The organism is Pseudomonas sp. PS01299, assembly GCF_029960145.1.
Classification (GTDB): Bacteria; Pseudomonadota; Gammaproteobacteria; order Pseudomonadales; family Pseudomonadaceae; genus Aquipseudomonas; species Aquipseudomonas putida_A.
Genome location: NZ_JASCPO010000038.1, coordinates 1 through 19246, shown reverse-complemented (window position 1 = coordinate 19246; position 19246 = coordinate 1). Strand labels below are relative to the sequence as shown.

Here is a 19246-nt window from a genome sequence, read left to right as displayed (position 1 = left end):
CTCGCAACAGGGCTTTAAAGCCCCAAAAAACTCCCGTTGAGCAATAGCGGACAAACTGCACTGATTTGTCCTACAGCTGCTCCAGAAGGCATGAACTGTGCCCGCTCCAGCCCCGATGCTAGCTTGCCCTGACCACTTCGGAGGGCAAGACTTGACCATCAAAAACGCCGTAACACTCAGCACATGCGCATGGCTTTTATCCGGCTGCGGCACCGCCGCCTCGGTGTTGCAAATGGACGCTGACGTCGCCCGCGACATGCGCAAACAGAAAACCTACTGCCAATCGATTCCGCGAATCTACAGCGGTCTGGCGTTCGACTTCTGCGTACTCCACGCGCCCCCAGACCCCTCCGGCGTCCTGGTGCCGTTCGTGCTGCTGGACCTGCCGTTGTCCGGGGTGCTGGATACGGTGGTGTTGCCGTATACGATTTACCGTCAAGCCAGTGACGGCAGTCTCGGTATCTATTGGCGCGCGGGCGGTTATTGAGTGTGAAAGCAAGGTTTCACCTGGCCGATTCACCTGGGGCAATTCGCACAGGGTCATTCCCGCCACGTTTACGCTATAATCCCGCCCTTTAGCTGTCTCTCGCCCGGTGCGAGGGCACATCAATTTTCAAGGCGCATCGCGCCTGAATGCAGACTAAAGAGGCTAGACCCTGTGGCATTGACGATTCTTGGCCTGTCCGGCGCCCTTAGCCATGACCCTTCAGCCGCCTTGTACATCGACGGCAAGCTGGTGGCGGCGGCTGAAGAAGAGCGCTTCGTCCGCGATAAGCATGCAAAGAACCGCATGCCCTACGAATCGGCGAAGTTCTGCCTGGAGCAGGCCGGTATCAAGCCGTCCGACGTTGATGTGGTGGCGATTCCGTTCGCCCCGATCAGCCTGTTCGGCAAGGCCCGCTGGCACTATGCCAAGCGTTACTGGTACGCGCCGGATCGCGCCCTCGATGCGATCCTGATGGGCAACCGTCGCTACAAGCGCTATCGCAACAAGATCGTCTGGTGCCTGGAGCAACTGGGTTTTGATCCGAAGAAGATCAAGATCGAGCCGGTCGAGCACCACCTGGCTCACGCCTCCAGCGCCTACCACTGCTCGGGTTTCAAAGAGAAAACCGCGATCCTCGGCATCGACGGCAAGGGCGAGTACGCCACGACCTTCTTCGGTTATGGCGAAAACGGCAAGATCCACAAGATCAAGGAATTCTTCGATCCGGACTCCCTCGGCGGCCTGTACGGCGCGATCACCGAGTTCCTCGGTTTCGAGATGCTCGACGGCGAGTTCAAGGTCATGGGCATGGCGCCGTACGGCGACGCCAGCAAATATGACTTCTCGCGTCTGGCCTCGTTCGAGAACGGCGAACTGGTGATCAACACCGACTACGCCAACGTGATCGGCCTGCGTCGCTACAAAGAGAAGGGCAAAGGCTTCTACTTCTCGCCGAAGCTGATCGAGTGGCTGGGTCCGAAGCGTGAGGGCGACATCGCCGACGAGCCGTACATCCACTACGCCGCGAGCATGCAAGCGCTGTTCGAGAAACTGGCGTTGCAGATGATCGACTACTACCTGGGCGACGTGCTCAAGGAAACCGGCAAGCTGGCCTTCGCCGGTGGCTGTGCGTTGAACGTCAAGCTGAACCAGAAAATCATCGCCCGCGATGACATCAAGGAACTGTTCGTGCAACCGGCGTCCGGCGATGCCGGCACCGCGGTCGGCGCAGCGGCCTATGTGTCCCACGCCCGTGGCGTGCCGGTCGAGAAGATGGAACACGTCTACCTCGGCCCGTCGTACAGCAACGAAGACGTGATCGCCGCGTGCGCCCGTCACGAGAACAAGCCGACCTGGCGCAAGCTTGACAACATGCCGGAGCAGATCGCCAGGATCATGGTCGATGGCAACCCGGTGGCCTGGTTCCAGGGCCGCATGGAGTTCGGCCCGCGTGCGCTAGGTGGTCGTTCGATCATCGGTTGCCCGAGCGTGGCCGGTGTGGCTGACCGGATCAACCACCAGATCAAGTTCCGCGAGCGCTGGAGGCCTTTCTGCCCGTCGATGCTCGACACCGTTGCACCGCAGATGATCAAGATCGATCACCCGGCGCCGTTCATGACCTTCACGTTCGAAGTGGCGGAAGAGTGGAAGACCCGCGTGCCGGAAGTTGTTCACGAAGACGGCACTTCCCGGGCTCAGGTCCTCAAGCGCGAATACAACCCGCGCTACTACGACATGATGAAGGCGCTGGAAAACCTCACCGGCAACGGCGTGTCGCTGAACACCTCGCTGAACCGTCGTGGTGAACCGATGATCTGCTCGCCGACCGACGCCCTGAACATGTTCTTCGGCTCCGATCTGCAGTACCTGATCATGGAAGACATTCTGGTGGTCAAAGAGGGCGCAAACGCTTATGACTCGCTCGGCTGAACGCCATGTGCTGCAGTTCTGTCACGGCTATGACGGGCCGTTCCTCGACTGCGCACGGCAGTACGCCAGCCTGTTCGCGGGCACCGGTTATCGGGTGACCACGGTCTTTCTGACCGGGGCCGCCGATAGCGAGGTGGCTGCAGCGTGTGCTTCCGATGAAGTGTTGTTCATGGAATACAGCTCCAAGGCCATTCGTGGCCTGAAGCTGGGCGCCATCGGCGATCTGCGCAAGATCGCCGCTTCACGCAATTTCAGTTTCTGCATCGCCCATCGCTTCAAGCCGATCTACATCGCCTTGCTCGGCACGTCGCTGCCGGTGATTGGCGTGCACCACGCGTTTGACGATTACAAACGTGGCACGCGCAAGCTGTTCGCGCATATTTTCCGCAAGCGTCTGAGCCTGCTCGGTGTGTCCGACGCGGTACGCGACGACATGCGGCGCTGCCTGCCGAAATGGCCGTCCACTCGCATCCAGACCTTGTACAACCGCATCGATGTGCCGGCCTTGCAGGCCAGTCAGGTGTCAGCCCGCGAGGCTCGCGAGACCCTCGGTCTGGCGGCGGATGCGTTCATTGTCGGCAACGTCGGACGGCTGCACCCGGACAAGGATCAGGCCACCTTGCTGCACGGTTTCGCCGCGGCGTTACCCGGTCTGCCGGGCAACAGCCAGCTGGTGATTCTCGGCAAGGGCCGTCTGGAACAGGATCTCAAGGAGCTGGCGCGCGAACTGGGCATCGGCGATCGGGTGTTGTTTCTCGGTCAGGTGCCGGACGCGCGCAATTACTTCCGCGCCTTCGATGTGTTTGCCCTGAGCTCCGATCACGAACCGTTCGGCATGGTGCTGCTGGAGGCCATGGCGGCCGGCGTGCCGTTGCTCGCCACGGCCTGTGGCGGGGCCAAGGAAGTGGTCGAAGGTGTAGGGATTCTGTTCCCGCTGGGCGATGCCGAACACCTTGCACAAGGCCTGCAACATTTGGCCGGTATGGATGATCAGCAACGCCGGCAGTGCGCCGAGCTGATGCTCGATCGCCTGCGTGAGCGTTTCTCCGACCGTGCGGTGCGCGACACCTTCTGGCGTCTGCCGCAAGTTACCGATCTGGCACCGAGGGGCTGATGCTCAACCGATTTCAAGGCTGGCGCGAACGTGGCTGGTCGCCCGTTGACGCCTCCACCTATGCCAGCGCCTGGCAACGTTTTGGCGGCAGCGTCGCGACGCATCCACTGGTCGTCGAACGTCTGGCTGATCTGGCCGGCATCCCGGTGCGCTATCTGGCCTGGGAGCAGGACGGTGAAGTCAAAGCGGCAATCCCGACCTGGGGCCGCGACCTGGCCCTGTCCAAGGACGTGCTTAAGCGTAACGGCAAGAAAGGCCTGTTCGACCTCGGCAATGCCGAGCTGATCCTGCCGGCCGCGGTCGATGCCCAGGCACCCCTGCGCCATCGCGCACGCTATCTGTCGGCGCTCAACGAAAACCGCTTCAGCGGCCTCAAGTTGCAGACCGAACAATTGGCCATGGCCCGCACCCCTGAAGAGCTGTCGAAGAAGTTTCGCTACAACCAGCGCCGCGAATTGCGCCTGCTGGAGGAGGCGGGTGGCGTGGTGCGTCCGGTTGCCGAGTTCTCCAGTGCCGAACTGGCGGCGATCTACTGTGATCTGTTCCAGCGCCGCTGGGGCTTCCCGGCCACCGGCGCGGCGCGCATGGCCGAAGTCATCGAGCTGCTGCGCGAACTGCTGATTGGCTCGGTGATTTTCCTCAACGACGCGCCAATCGCCATTCAACTGGTGTACCGCGTTGAGGCCCCAGAGTGGATCAGCGTCGAGTACATCAACGGCGGCGTCGATCCCGAAACCCGCGAGTTCAGCCCCGGCAGCGTGTTGAGCTTCCTCAATACGCAAAGCGCCTGGGAGCATGCGCGAGCACTGGACAAGCCATTGCGGTTTTCCTTCGGTCGCGCCGACCGTGAATACAAGGATCGCTGGTGCAATCCTGTGCCGGTGTTCACCGTATGAGTCAGCCCATGAGCCGCAAACAGCAACTGCTCAAGCGTCATCGTCGCAATAAACGCATCACGCTGTTGATCGTGTTGATCGTGTTGATCGTGCTCGGGGTCCTGGTGGCGTGGTGGTTGCCGCTGGTGCTCGCGGTGGTTGGCTGGGTCGCCCATGAAGCGTGGTTTGCCGATCACCTGTTCTATTCGCCGAAAGACGATTATCAGTACAGCTTCCCGCCGTTCACGCCGCAGCCGAAGGTGCATTTGAGCGGCGAGCAATTGCGCCTGGACGAGGGTGTGATGCTGGTCGACGAAGCGACGTTGATCCTCGCGGTAAAGGTCAAAAGCACCTGGCTGGGACGTTTTCTCGATCCGCGCGTGGAACTGCTCGGCGGGACGCATCCTGATGCACAAACCTTCGAGCGCGGGGTCAATGGCCTGCGTTACCTGAACCTCAGCGGTCAGGCGCAAGCCCTGTCGCAAGGCCAGTTGCGTCTGCGCGGACGCTTCTGCCGGGTCTCCGGCGAGCCGGTGCTGTGGGCATTGGAGCAGCCGGACTACCGCCGTCAGCGGGTGATGGTGATCGCCCCGCACGCCGACGATGCCGAGTTGGCTGCCTATGGCTTGTACAGTCAGGCCGACGAAGCCTGGATCGTCACCCTGACCGCTGGCGAGATCGAACCCGAACACTATCAACAGATGGGCATGAGCAAGGTCGAGGCGGCACGGCTCAAGGGCCGGTTGCGCGCCTGGGACAGCCTCGCCGTGCCGCGTTGGGCCGGTGTGCCGCAGGAACACTGCGTGCAACTCGGTTACTTTTGCCTGCAACTGGCGGCGATGCAGGCCGCGCCGAATCAGGCGGTGGGCTCGCGCGAAGCCGACCTGAACGACACGCGACTGTTTCGCCAGTTGAATCCGTTCACTCTGCCGGGCGATGCCGATGGTGCGCCGACCTGGAACAACCTGCTGGCCGACCTGCGTGAAGTGCTGCTGCGCGCGCGTCCGGAGGTGATCGTGCTGCCGCATCCGACCCTCGATCCCCACCCTGACCATATCTGCGCGCAGCAAGCGGTTTTGCAGGCGCTCCAGGGTCTCGACTGGCAGCCGACGCTGCTCGGTTACGCCAACCACTTGCACGACAACGACCGCTGGCCGATGGGCAACACCGGGCAGGGCATTGCCTTGCCGCCGGCCTTCGATGCGGCGGTGCCGATGCAGCCGCTGTGCCTGCCGTTGTCCATCGAGCTGCAACGGGACAAGGCCATGGCGCTGGGCATGATGCATGACCTGCAGCCGCCGGCACCGTTCAAGCGTCGCCTGCGCCGGGTTATCCAGCGTGTGCTCGCCGGGCGGGCTGGGTCGGTGTACGGCGAAAACGAATTTTTTCGAAAAGCAGTCAGGCGCCAGGAGTTGTTCTGGCTACTGAAGCACGGTGAGACAGGCGTCCAGCGGGGAGAGTCATGAGTCAACGGTTCAAGGTGTTGCAGCTGCAACCCGACTACAACGTCAAAGCCCATGACTTTGCCGACCTCGCCGAGCAGATCGTCAAGGCATTGCCGAGCGAGCGCTATGAGATCACCGCCGCTTTCCTGCGCGGCAAACCGGGGCCGGGCGAGCCGGTGAGCCGCGCCGACCATTCGGTGTACTTCGAGTTTTCCGACAAGTCGCTCAAGGGCATGCGCCTGCGGGCGATGTGGCAGTTGTACAAGTTCTGCCGCCGGGAAAAGTTCGACGTGGTGATCTGCAACCGCTTCAAACCGGTGAACATGATGCTCGCGCTCAACCGCTGGTTGAAGGTGCCGCTGTGCATTGGCATCTCCCATGGTTTCGGTGAGTACGATCGCTTTTACCGACGACGCCAGACCCAGCGTCTGATCGATCGGCACTGGCGCTTCGTCGGCGTGTCGCCGGCGGTCAAACAGTACCTGCTCGATTGCGATTGCGGCTTTACCGACCAGAACACCTACGCCATTACCAATGCCATCGACATCGAGCAGGCCGAGGGCTTGCAGCACAGCCGCGAAAAAGCTCGCGAGTTGTTGGGCCTCGATCCGAATGTGCGTTTGATCGGTGCGTTGGGGCGGCTGGTGTCGGTCAAGGGCCACACCTATCTGCTGCAAGCCTTTGCCGCATTGAAGGACAAATACCCGAACACCCAGTTGGCGATCATCGGTGCCGGGCGCCTGCAAGCGCCGCTGGCGGCCGAGATCGAGCAACTGGGCCTGAGCGGTCGCGCGCACCTGCTGGGCTTCAAGGAAAACGCTCTGCAATACGTGCGTGCGTTCGACATCTGGACCATGCCGTCGCTGGCCGAAGGCCTGGGCCTGGCCTTGCTCGAAGGCATGAGCGGCCATTTGCCGGTGATCGCTTCGAACGTGCCGGCGATGTTGCCGCTGATCGAAGGTGCCGGTGGTCTGGCGATCACGCCCAAGGACGTGCCGAGTCTGGTCGCCGCGCTGGATCACTATCTGGCGCTGTCGGACGACGAGCTCAAGGCCAAGGGCGAACAGGCCTACCGTTATCTGCAGGAACAGCACGACATCGAGGTGTTCCGTCATGAGTATCTGGACCTGATCGATTCCGGCCTGGAGCAGGCCCGCAAGGAGCAGCCGTGAGCGAAGAGAAAACCGTGAGCGAAGAAAGAGTCATGAGCGAAGCCAACGCCCTCGTCACCGTGATCATCGCCTCGTACAACCACGGCCCGTACATCGAGGAAAGCATCCTCAGCGTCCTCAACCAGAGCTACAAGAACGTCGAGTTGCTGGTGGTCGACGACGGTTCGAAGGACGACAGCGTCGAGCGCATCAGCGCGTTGCAGGCGCAGTACGGCTTCGATTTCCGTGTGCAGCAGAATCAGGGCCTGACCAATACCCTCAACGGCGCGATCGCCCGTTCGAAGGGCAGCCTGATTGTGCCGTTCGGCTCCGACGACATCATGTACCCCGAACGTATTGCCACCCAGGTGGCGTACATGGACGGCAAGCCTGAAGTCGGGATCTGTGCCGGCAATATCGAGCTGATGCACGCCGACGGCAGTCTTTACCCGGAGAAACGTCAGCGCCGCGACGTGCCGTTTCGCCGCCTCGATTTCGACGACATGTTTCTTGAGCGCAAGCCGTATCCACCGGCACCGACGTTGATGATCCGTCGCGAGGCGCTGGAAAAGGTGGGAGGGTTCGATCCGACGATTCGTCTTGAAGACCTGTACATCGAGCTCAAGGTGACCCGTGCTGGCTACTTCATCGACGGTTTGAACGTGGTGATGGCGCGCTACCGCAAGCACGCCACCAACTCGTACAAGAATCATCGCTTCATGATCGAGAACATCCTGCGCACCTATGCGCTGTTCAGCGATCATCCGCTGTACGACGAAGTGCGCTTCAAGGCGCTGAACTCGATGTTCCTCAAGACCGCCAACCGCAATCGCAAACTGGCAAGGGAGCTGCTGGCGCAGATCCCGTTCAAGGCCTGGAACAAGAAGACCTGGCGCGGCTTGGGGCGCCTGCTCTTTTCCCCGCTGGAAAAGGACTGAGGCAGCGGTCGCTCGCGCTCAGCGGGCGACCTTCTCCGGCAAGCGCTTTTCGCCCTTCTGACGCTGGCGCAGCCAATGCACAACCTTCTTGCCGGCAGCCATGCCCGGCTGCTCGATATAGAGGAACGTCGCGCTGCTGATCAGAATCAGCAAGCACGTGCAGACGGCCACCAAGGGCAGGTACACCGCTGTTTCCCGCGCATCGATATTCAGCAGCAGCGGCAGCCGTTGCACCATCAGCCACAGCACGAACCCGTGCAGCAGATAGGTGCTGTAGCTGATTTCGCCTAGCCAGCGAATGCTGCGTGGTTTCAGCGCGCCGAACAGATTATTGCCGGACGCCACGATCACGAAAAACAACCCCAGCAAAAACAGCGGTGCAGTCTTGAATGCACGACTGAACGCGGTGAACGCAATCACCAGCGCGAGCACGGCGATGATGCTCGCCAGACGCGACTGGCTCCACGCCACGAGCGCCGGCCGGCGAATCCAGTAGGCGGCGGCGATGCCACCGAGGAAGCTCGCCAGAAAGTGTTTCTTCAGCGAATGTTCCCAGCCGATGACCTGGTACAGCGTGTAGATGCCGATCAGGCACAGCACCACCTGCAACCAGCTGCCGCGGTAGATGAACACCAGCCCGGCCAATGGCAGCGCCATGTAGAAAAACACCTCATAGGCCAGCGTCCAGGTGACGTTGGATATCAGCATGCCGGAGTGGCGGTACTGGTTGATGTCCGGGCGGTCGAACGTCAGCCAGGCGAGGATCTGTTTGAACAGCTCCAGGCCAGGCTCCTTCATTTGCCAGTCCTGCAAGTGGAAGACCGAGACGAACACCAGCAGCATCAGTGGCAGATAAAGCGGATACAGGCGAAATACCCGTGACACGCCGAACGCCAGCCAGTCGTGGTTGCGTCCCTGCGCGAGCAGGCGGCTCCAGAACAGAAAACCGGTGATCATGAAGAACAGCGCGACGCTGCCCTGACCGAGCATCGAATAGAAGTTGCTCGGCGGAAAGTCGATCACCCCGGTGCGCAAGAAGATCCAGGTAATGACCGAGTGGTGCACGAACACACCAAACGCCAGATAGCCACGCAGGCCGTCGATGCTGGCATATCGACTTTCGCCGGAATGCTGCAGGTGCCGAGCGATTTTCGGCACCGCACGCAACAGCAGGGCGGAAGTGATGATGGCCAGCAGATAGGCTGCCAGCGCGATAAGCGGATTGGTTTCGATCATCAATGAACCCGGACCGGGGTGTTGCCGGCCAGCACTTGCCTGTGCAGATTTTCAACCGCGGATTTGGACGCCGTCATGGCGTACCCCTGGAGCAACGCATCGAGGTGATCCTCGAACAGCCAGCGTTTGTCGACAGTGTAACGTTGCATATGACGCAAATTGCGTTGGCGCAGGGAAAGACTGAGCGGGGTAGGGTAGATGCGCAGGTCGGCCAGATCGATCAAGCCGAACTCGCCGTCTTCCAGTACCAGTACGTTGCCCAGGTGCAGCGAGCGGAAATAAACGCCTTTCTCGTGCAGTTGCGCCATGAATTTGCCAAAGCGCTCCACCAGCGCCTGGCGCACCGCCGGAGCCGTAATGCTCTGCAGCACCTGACGCAGCGTGTGCCCCGGCAACGGCGCGTAATGCACAGCGCTGCTGCCATCGTCGAGACGGTACAGATTCAATATTTGCGGGGTCGGGATGCCCATCTGACGCAGTTGTTCGCTGTTGACCGCGAAACGTTCGGAGTAGGGATTGAAACTGCCGGAGGTGTACCAGCGGCGACGGCGGAACAGCTTGAGGAAGCTGCCGTCGGTCAGGCGCAGGACTTTCGGTCCGAGGCCATCTTCTTCAATGATCTGGGCCGTGCTGCTCATGTGCTCCAGGTCAGCGGTCGCAAGCTTTTGCACCGGCTGGGTCAACAGGCGCCGCGCGCGTTGATTGATGCTCAACGCTGCGATCAGTGCCAGCGGGATCCACAACAGGAACCAGTGCTCCTTGGGCCGCGAGATTATTCCGCCGCCTTCGGTCAGCCCGGCGCCGATACCGAATACCAGCCAGGTCGAGGCAATGATCAGCAGTGGCTGCACACGCTGGCGCCAACTGCTCAGCAGGCCCCACAGCAGGAAGAACAGCCAGGGCAGCAAGCCGATGATGCCGACGTAATACAGCACACCCAGGATAAAGCTGTGCGGCTCCTGAAAGCTGATGCCGTTACCGGGGTCTACGGCAAGGCTGGCGCTGTAGCCATGACCGATCCATGGATGATCGGCAATCATGTGCAGTACCTTCTGCCAGATTTCCAGACGATAGGAGTCGCCACGTTCGGTGATCATCTGCGAAAACTGCGTAATGACTGCTACGCCGCTCAGGACCAGCGCGATCAGTAACCCCACCGAGCGCTTGTTCCAGCAGATGAAACACAGCCACAGCGCCGCCATGGTCAGTGCCACCAACGGCGTCCGGGAACCGGTGCCGATCACGGCCATGAACATGATTGCCATCGCCGGCAAGCTGAGCCACATCATCTGGCGACGTTTGCAGGTCATGGTCACGCTCAGCCAGTAGGCACTGAAGAAGCCGAACAGGTGCGAGCTGAGCAACGGGTTATCGAAGGCACCACCGCCGATCAGGCGCATGCCCGGCTCATAAACCCGGGCGAACATGAACAGGAAAATGGTCGTGGCAATCAGCGCGACCAACGCGGCGCCGAACAGCAAGGGTTGCAGGATGTCGCTGCGGTAGCGCACCAGCAGGTAGCAGCCGGCAAACAGCAGCAAGGTATGCAGTGGCGGCTTGAACATTCCGCCGAGCGGCTCCCCGCCCGGCCCCCAGGCGAGGCTGAGCAATGCCCAGGCGGCGAACAGCAGAACCGCGGTGAAAATCGGCTCGCGCAGCAGCTCCTTGAGTTCGCGCGGGCGCAGGCACAGCGCGATCAGTGTCGGAATGCTGAACAGGCCATAGAACAACTTGTGATGCAGACTTCGACCCGGCAAGAAGAACAGCGCGCACAGGAGCAGGAAAAAACCGGTGGGAAGAATCCACAGGCTAATGAAATCGAAAATCCGATTGGACGTACTGCTGAAGCCGCGAAGTTGCATGCTGTGAGATTCATTCCTGAGGTTGATCGACCATTCGAGTGATGGCTATTTGATACAGAAGAGGTGCATAACAATAACAGCCTTTCGCCGATTGCCAGAACCCTGAAGAAGCTGTGCTAAAGTCAGCGTCCTTTTTATCGACTTTCGCGTGATATGACCGATTCCAGTCCCGCCGCAAGCCCATCGAGCTTGAAAATCTACTTCCGCCTGCTCGGCTATGTCCGGCCGTACATCAGTCTGTTCCTGATCAGCATCGTCGGCTTTCTGATTTTCGCCTCGACGCAACCGATGCTTGGCTACATCCTCAAGTACTTTGTCGATGGCCTGTCCAACCCTGAAGCGGTGCTGTTTCCCTCCGTGCCCTATCTGCGTGACCTGCAGCTGCTGCAGGCCGTGCCGCTGTTGATCATCCTGATCGCCGCGTGGCAGGGACTGGGCTCCTATCTGGGCAACTATTTCCTGGCCAAGGTTTCTCTCGGGCTGGTGCATGACTTGCGTGTGCAGTTGTTCAACAACCTGTTGGTGCTGCCTAACCGCTATTTCGACAAGCATAACTCCGGTCATCTGATTTCGCGTATCACCTTCAACGTGACGATGGTCACGGGGGCGGCAACAGATGCGATCAAGGTCGTAATCCGTGAAGGCATGACGGTGATCTTCCTGTTTGCCTCGCTGTTGTTCATGAACTGGAAGCTGACCCTGGTGATGGTGGCGATCCTGCCGCTGATCGCCGTAATGGTGCGCACCGCCAGCAAAAAATTCCGCAAGCAGAGCAAGAAGATCCAGCTGGCGATGGGCGATGTCACGCATGTGGCCTCGGAAACCATCCAGGGTTATCGCGTGGTTCGCAGCTTCGGCGGCGAGGCCTATGAAGAAAAGCGCTTCCTCGATGCCAGCCAGGGCAACACCGACAAGCAACTGCGCATGACTCGCACGGGTGCGATCTATACGCCGATGCTGCAACTGGTGATCTACACCGCCATGGCCGTGCTGATGTTCCTGGTGCTGTACCTGCGCGGTGACGCCTCGGCCGGTGACATGGTCGCCTACATCACGCTGGCGGGCCTGCTGCCCAAGCCGATCCGTCAATTGTCCGAAGTCAGCTCGACCATTCAGAAAGGCGTGGCCGGTGCCGAGAGCATTTTCGAGCAGCTGGATGTCGAGCCGGAAGTCGATACCGGCACCGTCGAGCGCGATGCGGTGAGTGGCCGTCTGGACGTGCGCAACCTCAGCTTCACCTACCCTGGCACCGAACGCCAGGTGCTGGACGACATCAGTTTCTCGGTCCAGCCAGGGCAGATGGTCGCACTGGTCGGGCGTTCGGGCAGCGGCAAGTCGACGCTGGCCAACCTGATTCCGCGTTTCTATCACCACGACAAGGGCGAAATCCTCATCGACGATGTGGAAGTCGAACAGTACAAACTGCTCAACCTGCGTCGTCACATCGCTCAGGTGACTCAGCACGTCACTTTGTTCAGTGACACCGTGGCCAACAACATCGCTTATGGCGATCTGGCCGGTGCGCCGCGTGAAGACATTGAAAAAGCCGCGCGTGATGCCTACGCGATGGACTTCATTTCGCAGTTGCCGCAAGGCCTGGACACTCAGGTCGGCGAGAACGGCGTCTTGCTTTCCGGTGGCCAGCGCCAGCGTCTGGCGATTGCCCGTGCGTTGCTGAAGAATGCACCGCTGCTGATTCTCGACGAGGCCACCTCGGCACTCGACACCGAGTCCGAACGGCACATTCAGGCGGCACTGGATCAGGTGATGAAGGGGCGTACCACGCTGGTGATCGCTCACCGTCTGTCGACCATCGAGAAGGCCGACCTGATTCTGGTCATGGATCAGGGGCGCATCGTCGAGCGCGGCACCCACGACCAGTTGCTGGCGCAAAATGGTTACTACGCGCGCCTCAACGCCATGGGCCTCGATGCCCCGGCCGAAGATATCGCCTGACTCCAGGCCCTGCCCTGTGGGAGCGAGCCTGCTCGCTCCCACAGTCGTTTGTATCCAGACCTTTACCCTTCTTGACCAAACCGGAATAAAACCGGGCACCGCGCTTGTTAAGGTTCCTCAACGAACTCTGACTTCCATCGAGGGGGCCATCCCCGTCGCGCGGGTGCTTTCATGCTGCAACGCTATCTCTGGAAACTGCTGCCCAAGCCACAGCGGGCTTTTCTGCTCGGGCGCCTGTCGGTGGTCGATCGGCAGGTGGTGAACAAGTCGATGTCGGCCAACCTGACGTTTCCTCAGGCCTTCCAGCAGCGCTCCTGCCTGTTTATCCATGTTCCGAAATGCGCCGGCAGCAGCGTTTGCACGGCGCTGTTCGACGGCTGGCGACCCGGGCACTTGCCGCTGTATTGGTATGAAGAGCAGTTTCCCGAGCAGTTCGCCAACGCCTTCAAGTTCGCTTTTGTTCGCGACCCGCTGGAACGTGCCTATTCGGCCTACGCCTTTTTGCGTGGCAACGAGTTGAGCGCGCGTGACCATATGGCGCAACGGCTGGTGCGGCAGTACCGGGATTTCGACGATTTTGTCGCGCGCTGGCTGCATCCGGAAACGATTGCCCGGCAATTGCACTTTGCCGCGCAGACCGACTTTCTGACGGACTCGCTGGGGCATCTGGCGCTGGACTTCATCGGTTATCAGGAACACCTGACGCGGGATTTTCGTCTGGTTTGCGAACAGTTGGGGCTGACTGGCGAGTTGCCTCACGTCAACGGCTCGCGGGAACGGCAATCGATGCCGGCGCGCGAGTTCTGTTCGGTGCGCACCCGGCGTCTGGTACGTCGGGTTTATCAGCGTGATTACGAGTTGCTCGGGTATGAATGAGTCCCTGTCACTGCCGCTACAGAAGCTCGCCATTCGGCCTTACGGTCTGGCGCTCTCGCACCAGGCCCGGGCAGCGCTCAAGGCACAACACCCACGCTGCCTGTGGTTGACCGGATTTTCCGGCGCCGGCAAGTCAACCCTGGCCAATGCCCTCGAACTGCACCTGCATGCGTCGGGTCTGCACACGTTTTTGCTCGATGGCGACAATGTGCGCAATGGCCTGTGCCGCGACCTGGGCATGAGCGATCTCTGCCGCCGGGAAAACATCCGGCGTATGGCCGAGGTGGCGCGGTTGATGGTCGACGCCGGGCTGATTGTGATCGTTGCGGCCATTTCGCCGTTCCGCGCCGAACGCGACGCCGCGCGCAGGCTGTTTGCCCAGGATGAATTCATTGAAGTGCACGTCAGCACTTCGCTGGAAGTCTGCGCCCGGCGCGATCCGAAAGGTCTGTATCAGGCCGTACGGGAAGGCCGGATCACGCACTTTACGGGCGTGGACAGTCCTTACGAAGCGCCATTGGCAGCCGAGTGGCAAATCGACACCGAGGCGCTGGAATTGTCCGAAGCCTGTGGACAACTGGCGGCACTGGTGCTCAAAAAATGAGCAAAGTAACGGACTGTTTCATCCTGTTGCAGGCTGCACGCAAGCCTGCGCCAACCCTGTGTTAATATCGCGCCCCTGTTCATTTTGTATGTGGGTTGCTCCATGAAGTTGTCCATGCCGCGATTCGATCAAGCCCCAGTCTTGGTGGTCGGCGATGTCATGCTCGACCGTTACTGGCATGGTGGAACCTCACGGATTTCCCCTGAGGCACCGGTACCGGTCGTAAAAGTCGAGCAAATCGAAGACCGCCCGGGCGGTGCTGCCAACGTTGCCTTGAACATTGCCGCGCTGGGTGCGCCGGCGTCGCTGGTCGGTGTGACCGGCGACGACGAAGCCGCCGACAGCCTGAGCAACAGTCTCAAGGGCGCGGGCGTGCGTGCCCTGTTCCAGCGCATCGCGCACCAGCCGACCATCGTCAAACTGCGGGTCATGAGCCGGCACCAGCAGTTGCTGCGTATCGACTTTGAAGAACCGTTTGCCACCGATGCGCTGGCCCTGGCCTCGCAGGTCGATGATCTGCTCGAAGGCATCAAGGTGCTGGTGCTGTCGGACTACGGCAAAGGCGCGCTGAAAAACCATCAGGCCCTGATTCAGGCAGCCCGTGCCAAAGGCATTCCGGTGCTGGCCGATCCCAAGGGCAAGGATTTTTCGATCTACCGTGGTGCGAGCCTGATCACGCCGAACCTCAGCGAATTCGAAGCCATCGTCGGCGGTTGCGCCGATGAGCACGAACTGGTGAGCAAGGGCGCGACCCTGATGCACGATCTCGAGCTCGGCGCGCTGCTGGTCACCCGTGGTGAACACGGCATGACCCTGTTGCGTCCGGAGCATCCGGCGCTGCATTTGCCGGCCCGTGCCCGTGAAGTGTTCGACGTGACCGGTGCCGGCGACACGGTGATTTCCACCCTGGCGGCGGCGATCGCTGCCGGTGAAGAACTGCCGCACGCGGTGGCGCTGGCCAATCTGGCGGCGGGCATCGTGGTCGGCAAACTCGGTACTGCGGCGATCAGCGCCCCGGAACTGCGCCGCGCGATTCAGCGTGAAGAAGGTTCGGAGCGTGGGGTGCTAGGTCTGGAACAGCTGGTGCTGGCAGTGGCCGATGCCCGTGCGCATAACGAGCGCATCGTCTTCACCAACGGCTGCTTCGACATTCTGCATGCCGGGCACGTGACCTACCTCGAGCAGGCGCGCGCGCAGGGCGACCGGCTGATCGTGGCGATCAATGATGACGCCTCCGTCAGCCGTCTGAAGGGGCCGGGACGTCCGATCAACAGTGTCGACCGACGCATGGCGGTACTCGCCGGCCTCGGTGCGGTGGACTGGGTGATCAGCTTCCCCGAAGGCACCCCGGAAAACCTGCTGCGCGAGGTCAAGCCGGATGTGCTGGTCAAGGGCGGTGATTACGGTATCGACCAGGTTGTTGGTGCCGATATCGTCAAGGCTTACGGCGGCACGGTGAAAGTGCTGGGTCTGGTGGAAAACAGCTCGACCACGGCGATCGTGGAAAAAATCCGCGGTAACTGATTCAAGCTAAAAAGATCGCCGCCTGCGACAGCTCCTGCATTGGAATGCGTTTCCCTGTAGGAGCTGCCGCAGGCGGCGATCTTTTGCTTTTCAGGAACTGACTTTCTTGCGCGGTACGATCTTCTTCAGCAATTGTCTGGCCTTGCCGCGCAACCGCGCCAGTCCCGTGGGTTTCTCCGGCGGGGTCAGGCCTTGTTGGCGTAACCAGTCCTTCCAGCGAATCCGCTCGTCACGCACCAGCCAGCCATCCTGTCTGGCAAAGCTTTCGGCCAGATACAGACCGCGCGTGCCCGCCGGAGACAGCTGACCTTTCTTCAAGGTAAACAGCTCGGCCAGCGGTTCGCCGTCCTGCAACGGCATCAGGTACAAATCCGGGCGCTTGCGGTCCAGTCGCGCCACCAGTTGATCACCTTCCAGGCGTTCATCGACGTGAAACAGACTCAGAGATTTGGCTTCCTTTGGCACGTCCAGGCGCAAGTCGTAGATCAGTTGCAGCGATGCTGTCGGCAGATGCACGTAGGCCCGTGGTCGTTCGAGCAATTGCAGATTGGCGCAGCGCACCGGTCGCGCCGAACCGGACTGCGGCGTCAGGCGAAACGGCAGGGCCTCGCGATAATGCAGGGCGGAGGCGTAGGGCGCCGGTAGCCAGGTGTCGTTGAAGCGCCCGCCGAGCCAGCCTTCCGGGGTTTCCAGCAGGCACTCTTCGGCAATTTCCTGAATCGCCGTGTGCAGCGGGATGTTCAGTTCTTGAGCAGGCACGTAACCGGAAATCAGCTTGAGCACGACGTCGCCGCGATCCTGCCGACGCTGGCGCACCAGCACCCAGTAATCGCGATTCTGCCAGTGCAGGGTCAGGCGCACAGAGACCCCGAGGTTGGCCAGTTCCACCGCAAAGCGCTCGGCATCCGCCACGCTCACCGGTTTGCGCCGCTGCAATGTCTGGGCGAAATTCAGCGGCATGCCGACGCTCTGATACGTCAGGCCTTCGGGCGTGGCCTCGACGAACAGCGGCAGCGTCTTGAAGTTGCTCGGGTTCTTTCTGATGAGCGTGCGCGGCATGTCGGCTCCTGCTTAAGGCCGCGGGGCGGCGTCAGTGACTACGGAGGACCTGGGCAACGGTCGCAACGTTATGGGCGAGGTGCAGCGGATTGATCGTCCCGACAATAGCACTGGCCACGCCGGGCTGCTGGAACAACAACTCGAAGCTGGCGCGCACCGGATCCACGCCCGGACTCAGGCATACATGGCCGCTGGCCAAGGCTTTTTTCACCAGAATGGCTTTGCCGTGGGCAGCAGCATAGTCAATGACTGCCTTCTCGTTCTGTTCGTTCAGATTGTAGGTGACCATCGCGCAGTCCCCTTGCTCCAGCGCCTTGAGTCCGCCCTCGACCGTTTTGCCGGAGAAGCCGAAACCGCGAATCTTGCCCTCGGCCTTGAGTGCGGCGAGGGTGGCGTAGACCTCTTCGTGCTCAAGGATGGCCATGTCGTTGCCGTCGGAGTGCACCAGCACCAGGTCGATAAAATCGGTTTCAAGACGTTGCAGGCTGCGCTCGACCGACATCCGTGTGTGTGCGGCGCTGAAGTCATGGCGCGACAGGCCGTTGGCAAACTCTTCACCGACCTTGCTGACGATTACCCAGTCCTGCCGCTGGCCGCGCAACAACGGGCCGAGGCGTTCTTCGCTGCGACCGTAGGCCGGGGCGGTGTCGATCAGGTTGATGCCCAGCCCTTTGGCCTGCTTGAGCAGCATGCGTGCCGCGTCATCGTCGGGGATCTGGAAACCGTTGGGGTATTTCACGCCTTGGTCGCGGCCCAGTTTGACCGTGCCCAGGCCCAGCGGTGAAACCATCAGGCCGGTGCTGCCCAAGGGGCGATGCAGTTCGTGCAGGGTCGCTACGCTCATGGCAACAGTTGCTCCCAGGCTGGTACGCCCATAGGTGGTTTTGGCAGTGCCGGTAATGGCTCGGCCGGTTGCGGCTGGATACCGTCGCGCTCCAGCGAGGCGATGACCCGGTCAGCAAAGTCTGGCGCCAGTGCGAGTTTGGTCGGCCAGCCCACCAGCAGGCGACCCTGCTCGGCGAGGAAGGCGTTGTCCGGCCGGCTCAGGCCGGTTTGCAGGGGCTCGGCGCGGTCGACGCGCAAGGTCGCCCATTGCACCTGGCTCAGATCGATCCATGGCAGCAACTGGCCGAGCTCTTTCTGCGCGGTGGCGATCTGCTCGGCAGGTTCGCGGGCCACGCCTTCGCTTTCGGCAATGTCGCCGCCCAGGTACCAGACCCAGTTGCCGTCAGCGGCCGGGTGGGTGGTGACGGTGATGCGCGGCTTGGTGCCGCCGCCCAGGCAGTGAGCGTACAGCGGCTTCAGGCTTGGGCCTTTGGCGATGATCATGTGCAGCGGTCGGCGTTGCATCTGTGGATGGGTCAGGCCCAGGTCTTCCAGCAACCGGGCAGTGCCGGCGCCGGCACTGAGGACGATGCGCTGGGCGTGGATTTCACGACCGTCGACCTTCAGGCCGACCAGCACACCGGCTTCCAGCAGCGGCTCGATGGTTTGCCCGGCGAGCAGGCCGTCACCGGCCAGATCGGCCAGGCGCTGGATCAGGCTCGGCACGTCAACCACCAGTTCGGCGAGGCGATAGACCTTGCCCTTGAAGCGCTTGTTTTGCAGGGCCGGCGGCAGTTGATCGCCCTTGACCTGATCGACCCGGCCACGCACGGCTTTGCTGGCGAAGAAACTGGTGAGGTTGCCGGCGAGGGTGCCGGGCGACCACAGGTAATGCGCTTCGGACAACAGGCGCACGCCGGACAGGTCCAGCTCGCCGTTGCCGGCCAGCGCTTCACGCCAGCGGCGCGGCATGTCGGCGATGGCTTCCGAGGCGCCGGTCAGCGCACCGTGCAGCGCATACTTGGCGCCGCCGTGGATGATGCCCTGGGACTTCACGCTCTGCCCGCCGCCGAGACTGGCGCTTTCCACCAGCACGGTCGAAAAACCCTGACGGCGCAGACGCGCGTTCAGCCAGAGGCCGGCGACACCAGCGCCGACAATCAGAACGTCGGTGGAAATAACGGATGGCATGCAACGACCTCAGTGTTCAAGACGAGGGCGCAGTATACAGACTCGGGAAAGAGCGGGATTTGTCGATGATCAACAGGGCAGATGCAAAACCAAATGTGGGAGCGGGCTTGCTCGCGAATGCGCTGTGTCAGTTAACAGAAATGTTGTTGCCACACCGCCTTCGCGAGCAAGCCC

General features: G+C 61.4%; 16 protein-coding genes. 11 read left to right on the top strand and 5 right to left on the bottom strand.

All coding sequences use genetic code 11. From position 1 onward, the window contains the following. The first annotated feature begins 151 nt into the window (after window positions 1-151). From QMX91_RS09695 to QMX91_RS09665, 7 genes are all read left to right on the top strand, one after another. Entirely contained in the window at window positions 152-487 is a 336-nt protein-coding gene (locus QMX91_RS09695) for a YceK/YidQ family lipoprotein (protein ID WP_282412620.1), read from the top strand. A 171-nt stretch (window positions 488-658) separates the two neighbouring features. Next, window positions 659-2416 (top strand): carbamoyltransferase, encoded by a 1758-nt coding sequence (locus tag QMX91_RS09690; protein WP_282412619.1) that lies wholly within the window; start codon window positions 659-661, stop codon window positions 2414-2416. Continuing rightward, window positions 2400-3530, top strand: a complete 1131-nt coding sequence (locus QMX91_RS09685; protein WP_027611372.1) for a glycosyltransferase — start codon at window positions 2400-2402, stop codon at window positions 3528-3530. Before QMX91_RS09690 ends, QMX91_RS09685 begins: the two co-directional genes overlap by 17 nt. After that, a complete protein-coding gene (locus QMX91_RS09680) occupies window positions 3530-4426 on the top strand; it encodes an antimicrobial resistance protein Mig-14 (protein ID WP_282412618.1) in 897 nt (298 codons plus the stop codon). Before QMX91_RS09685 ends, QMX91_RS09680 begins: the two co-directional genes overlap by 1 nt. Before the next feature lie 8 nt (window positions 4427-4434). After that, window positions 4435-5871 (top strand): PIG-L family deacetylase, encoded by a 1437-nt coding sequence (locus tag QMX91_RS09675; protein ID WP_223007194.1) that lies wholly within the window; start codon window positions 4435-4437, stop codon window positions 5869-5871. Beyond that, the gene (locus QMX91_RS09670; protein WP_223007157.1) at window positions 5868-7022 is read left to right on the top strand and encodes a glycosyltransferase family 4 protein; all 1155 of its coding nucleotides are present in this window, start codon (window positions 5868-5870) and stop codon (window positions 7020-7022) included. Before QMX91_RS09675 ends, QMX91_RS09670 begins: the two co-directional genes overlap by 4 nt. A gap of 32 nt (window positions 7023-7054) precedes the next feature. After that, window positions 7055-7939, top strand: a complete 885-nt coding sequence (locus QMX91_RS09665) for a glycosyltransferase (protein ID WP_282412629.1) — start codon at window positions 7055-7057, stop codon at window positions 7937-7939. Between the two features lie 18 nt (window positions 7940-7957). On the opposite strand, the gene QMX91_RS09660 is transcribed toward QMX91_RS09665, so the two are convergent. Continuing rightward, window positions 7958-9175, bottom strand: a complete 1218-nt coding sequence (locus tag QMX91_RS09660) for an acyltransferase (protein ID WP_282412617.1) — start codon at window positions 9173-9175, stop codon at window positions 7958-7960. After that, window positions 9175-11037 carry a bifunctional O-antigen ligase/aminoglycoside phosphotransferase family protein gene (locus QMX91_RS09655; RefSeq protein WP_282412616.1) on the bottom strand — a complete coding sequence of 621 codons (1863 nt, stop codon included), beginning with the start codon at window positions 11035-11037 and terminating at the stop codon, window positions 9175-9177. Before QMX91_RS09655 ends, QMX91_RS09660 begins: the two co-directional genes overlap by 1 nt. A 153-nt stretch (window positions 11038-11190) precedes the next feature. Here QMX91_RS09655 and msbA point away from each other — a divergent pair, with 153 nt between their 5' ends. The 4 genes from msbA (at window position 11191) to hldE (ending at window position 15997) form a co-directional block, all read left to right on the top strand. Then, complete coding sequence (msbA, locus tag QMX91_RS09650) at window positions 11191-12993, top strand: lipid A export permease/ATP-binding protein MsbA (protein ID WP_027611379.1); 1803 nt, start codon at window positions 11191-11193, stop codon at window positions 12991-12993. A 171-nt stretch (window positions 12994-13164) separates the two neighbouring features. Beyond that, on the top strand, window positions 13165-13869 hold the full coding sequence (locus tag QMX91_RS09645) for a sulfotransferase family 2 domain-containing protein (protein WP_096794740.1): 705 nt from the start codon (window positions 13165-13167) through the stop codon (window positions 13867-13869). Continuing rightward, a complete protein-coding gene (cysC, locus tag QMX91_RS09640; RefSeq protein WP_098966904.1) occupies window positions 13862-14473 on the top strand; it encodes an adenylyl-sulfate kinase in 612 nt (203 codons plus the stop codon). The genes QMX91_RS09645 and cysC overlap by 8 nt, the downstream gene beginning before the upstream one ends. A 102-nt stretch (window positions 14474-14575) precedes the next feature. Continuing rightward, window positions 14576-15997, top strand: a complete 1422-nt coding sequence (gene hldE, locus QMX91_RS09635; protein ID WP_003221042.1) for a bifunctional D-glycero-beta-D-manno-heptose-7-phosphate kinase/D-glycero-beta-D-manno-heptose 1-phosphate adenylyltransferase HldE — start codon at window positions 14576-14578, stop codon at window positions 15995-15997. Between the two features lie 90 nt (window positions 15998-16087). Here the strand turns inward: hldE and QMX91_RS09630 are convergent, their stop codons facing one another. Genes QMX91_RS09630 through QMX91_RS09620 form a run of 3 tightly spaced genes read right to left on the bottom strand, consistent with a single transcriptional unit; the run spans window position 16088 to window position 19072 of the window. After that, window positions 16088-17056: a metal ABC transporter ATPase gene (locus QMX91_RS09630; RefSeq protein WP_282412615.1), complete on the bottom strand. Its 969-nt coding sequence runs from the start codon at window positions 17054-17056 to the stop codon at window positions 16088-16090. Window positions 17057-17087: 31 nt separating this feature from the next. Then, window positions 17088-17900, bottom strand: coding sequence for an aldo/keto reductase (locus QMX91_RS09625; RefSeq protein ID WP_282412614.1), 813 nt, complete (start codon window positions 17898-17900; stop codon window positions 17088-17090). Further along, window positions 17897-19072 (bottom strand): FAD-dependent oxidoreductase, encoded by a 1176-nt coding sequence (locus QMX91_RS09620; RefSeq protein WP_282412613.1) that lies wholly within the window; start codon window positions 19070-19072, stop codon window positions 17897-17899. Before QMX91_RS09620 ends, QMX91_RS09625 begins: the two co-directional genes overlap by 4 nt. Window positions 19073-19246: the final 174 nt, after the last annotated feature.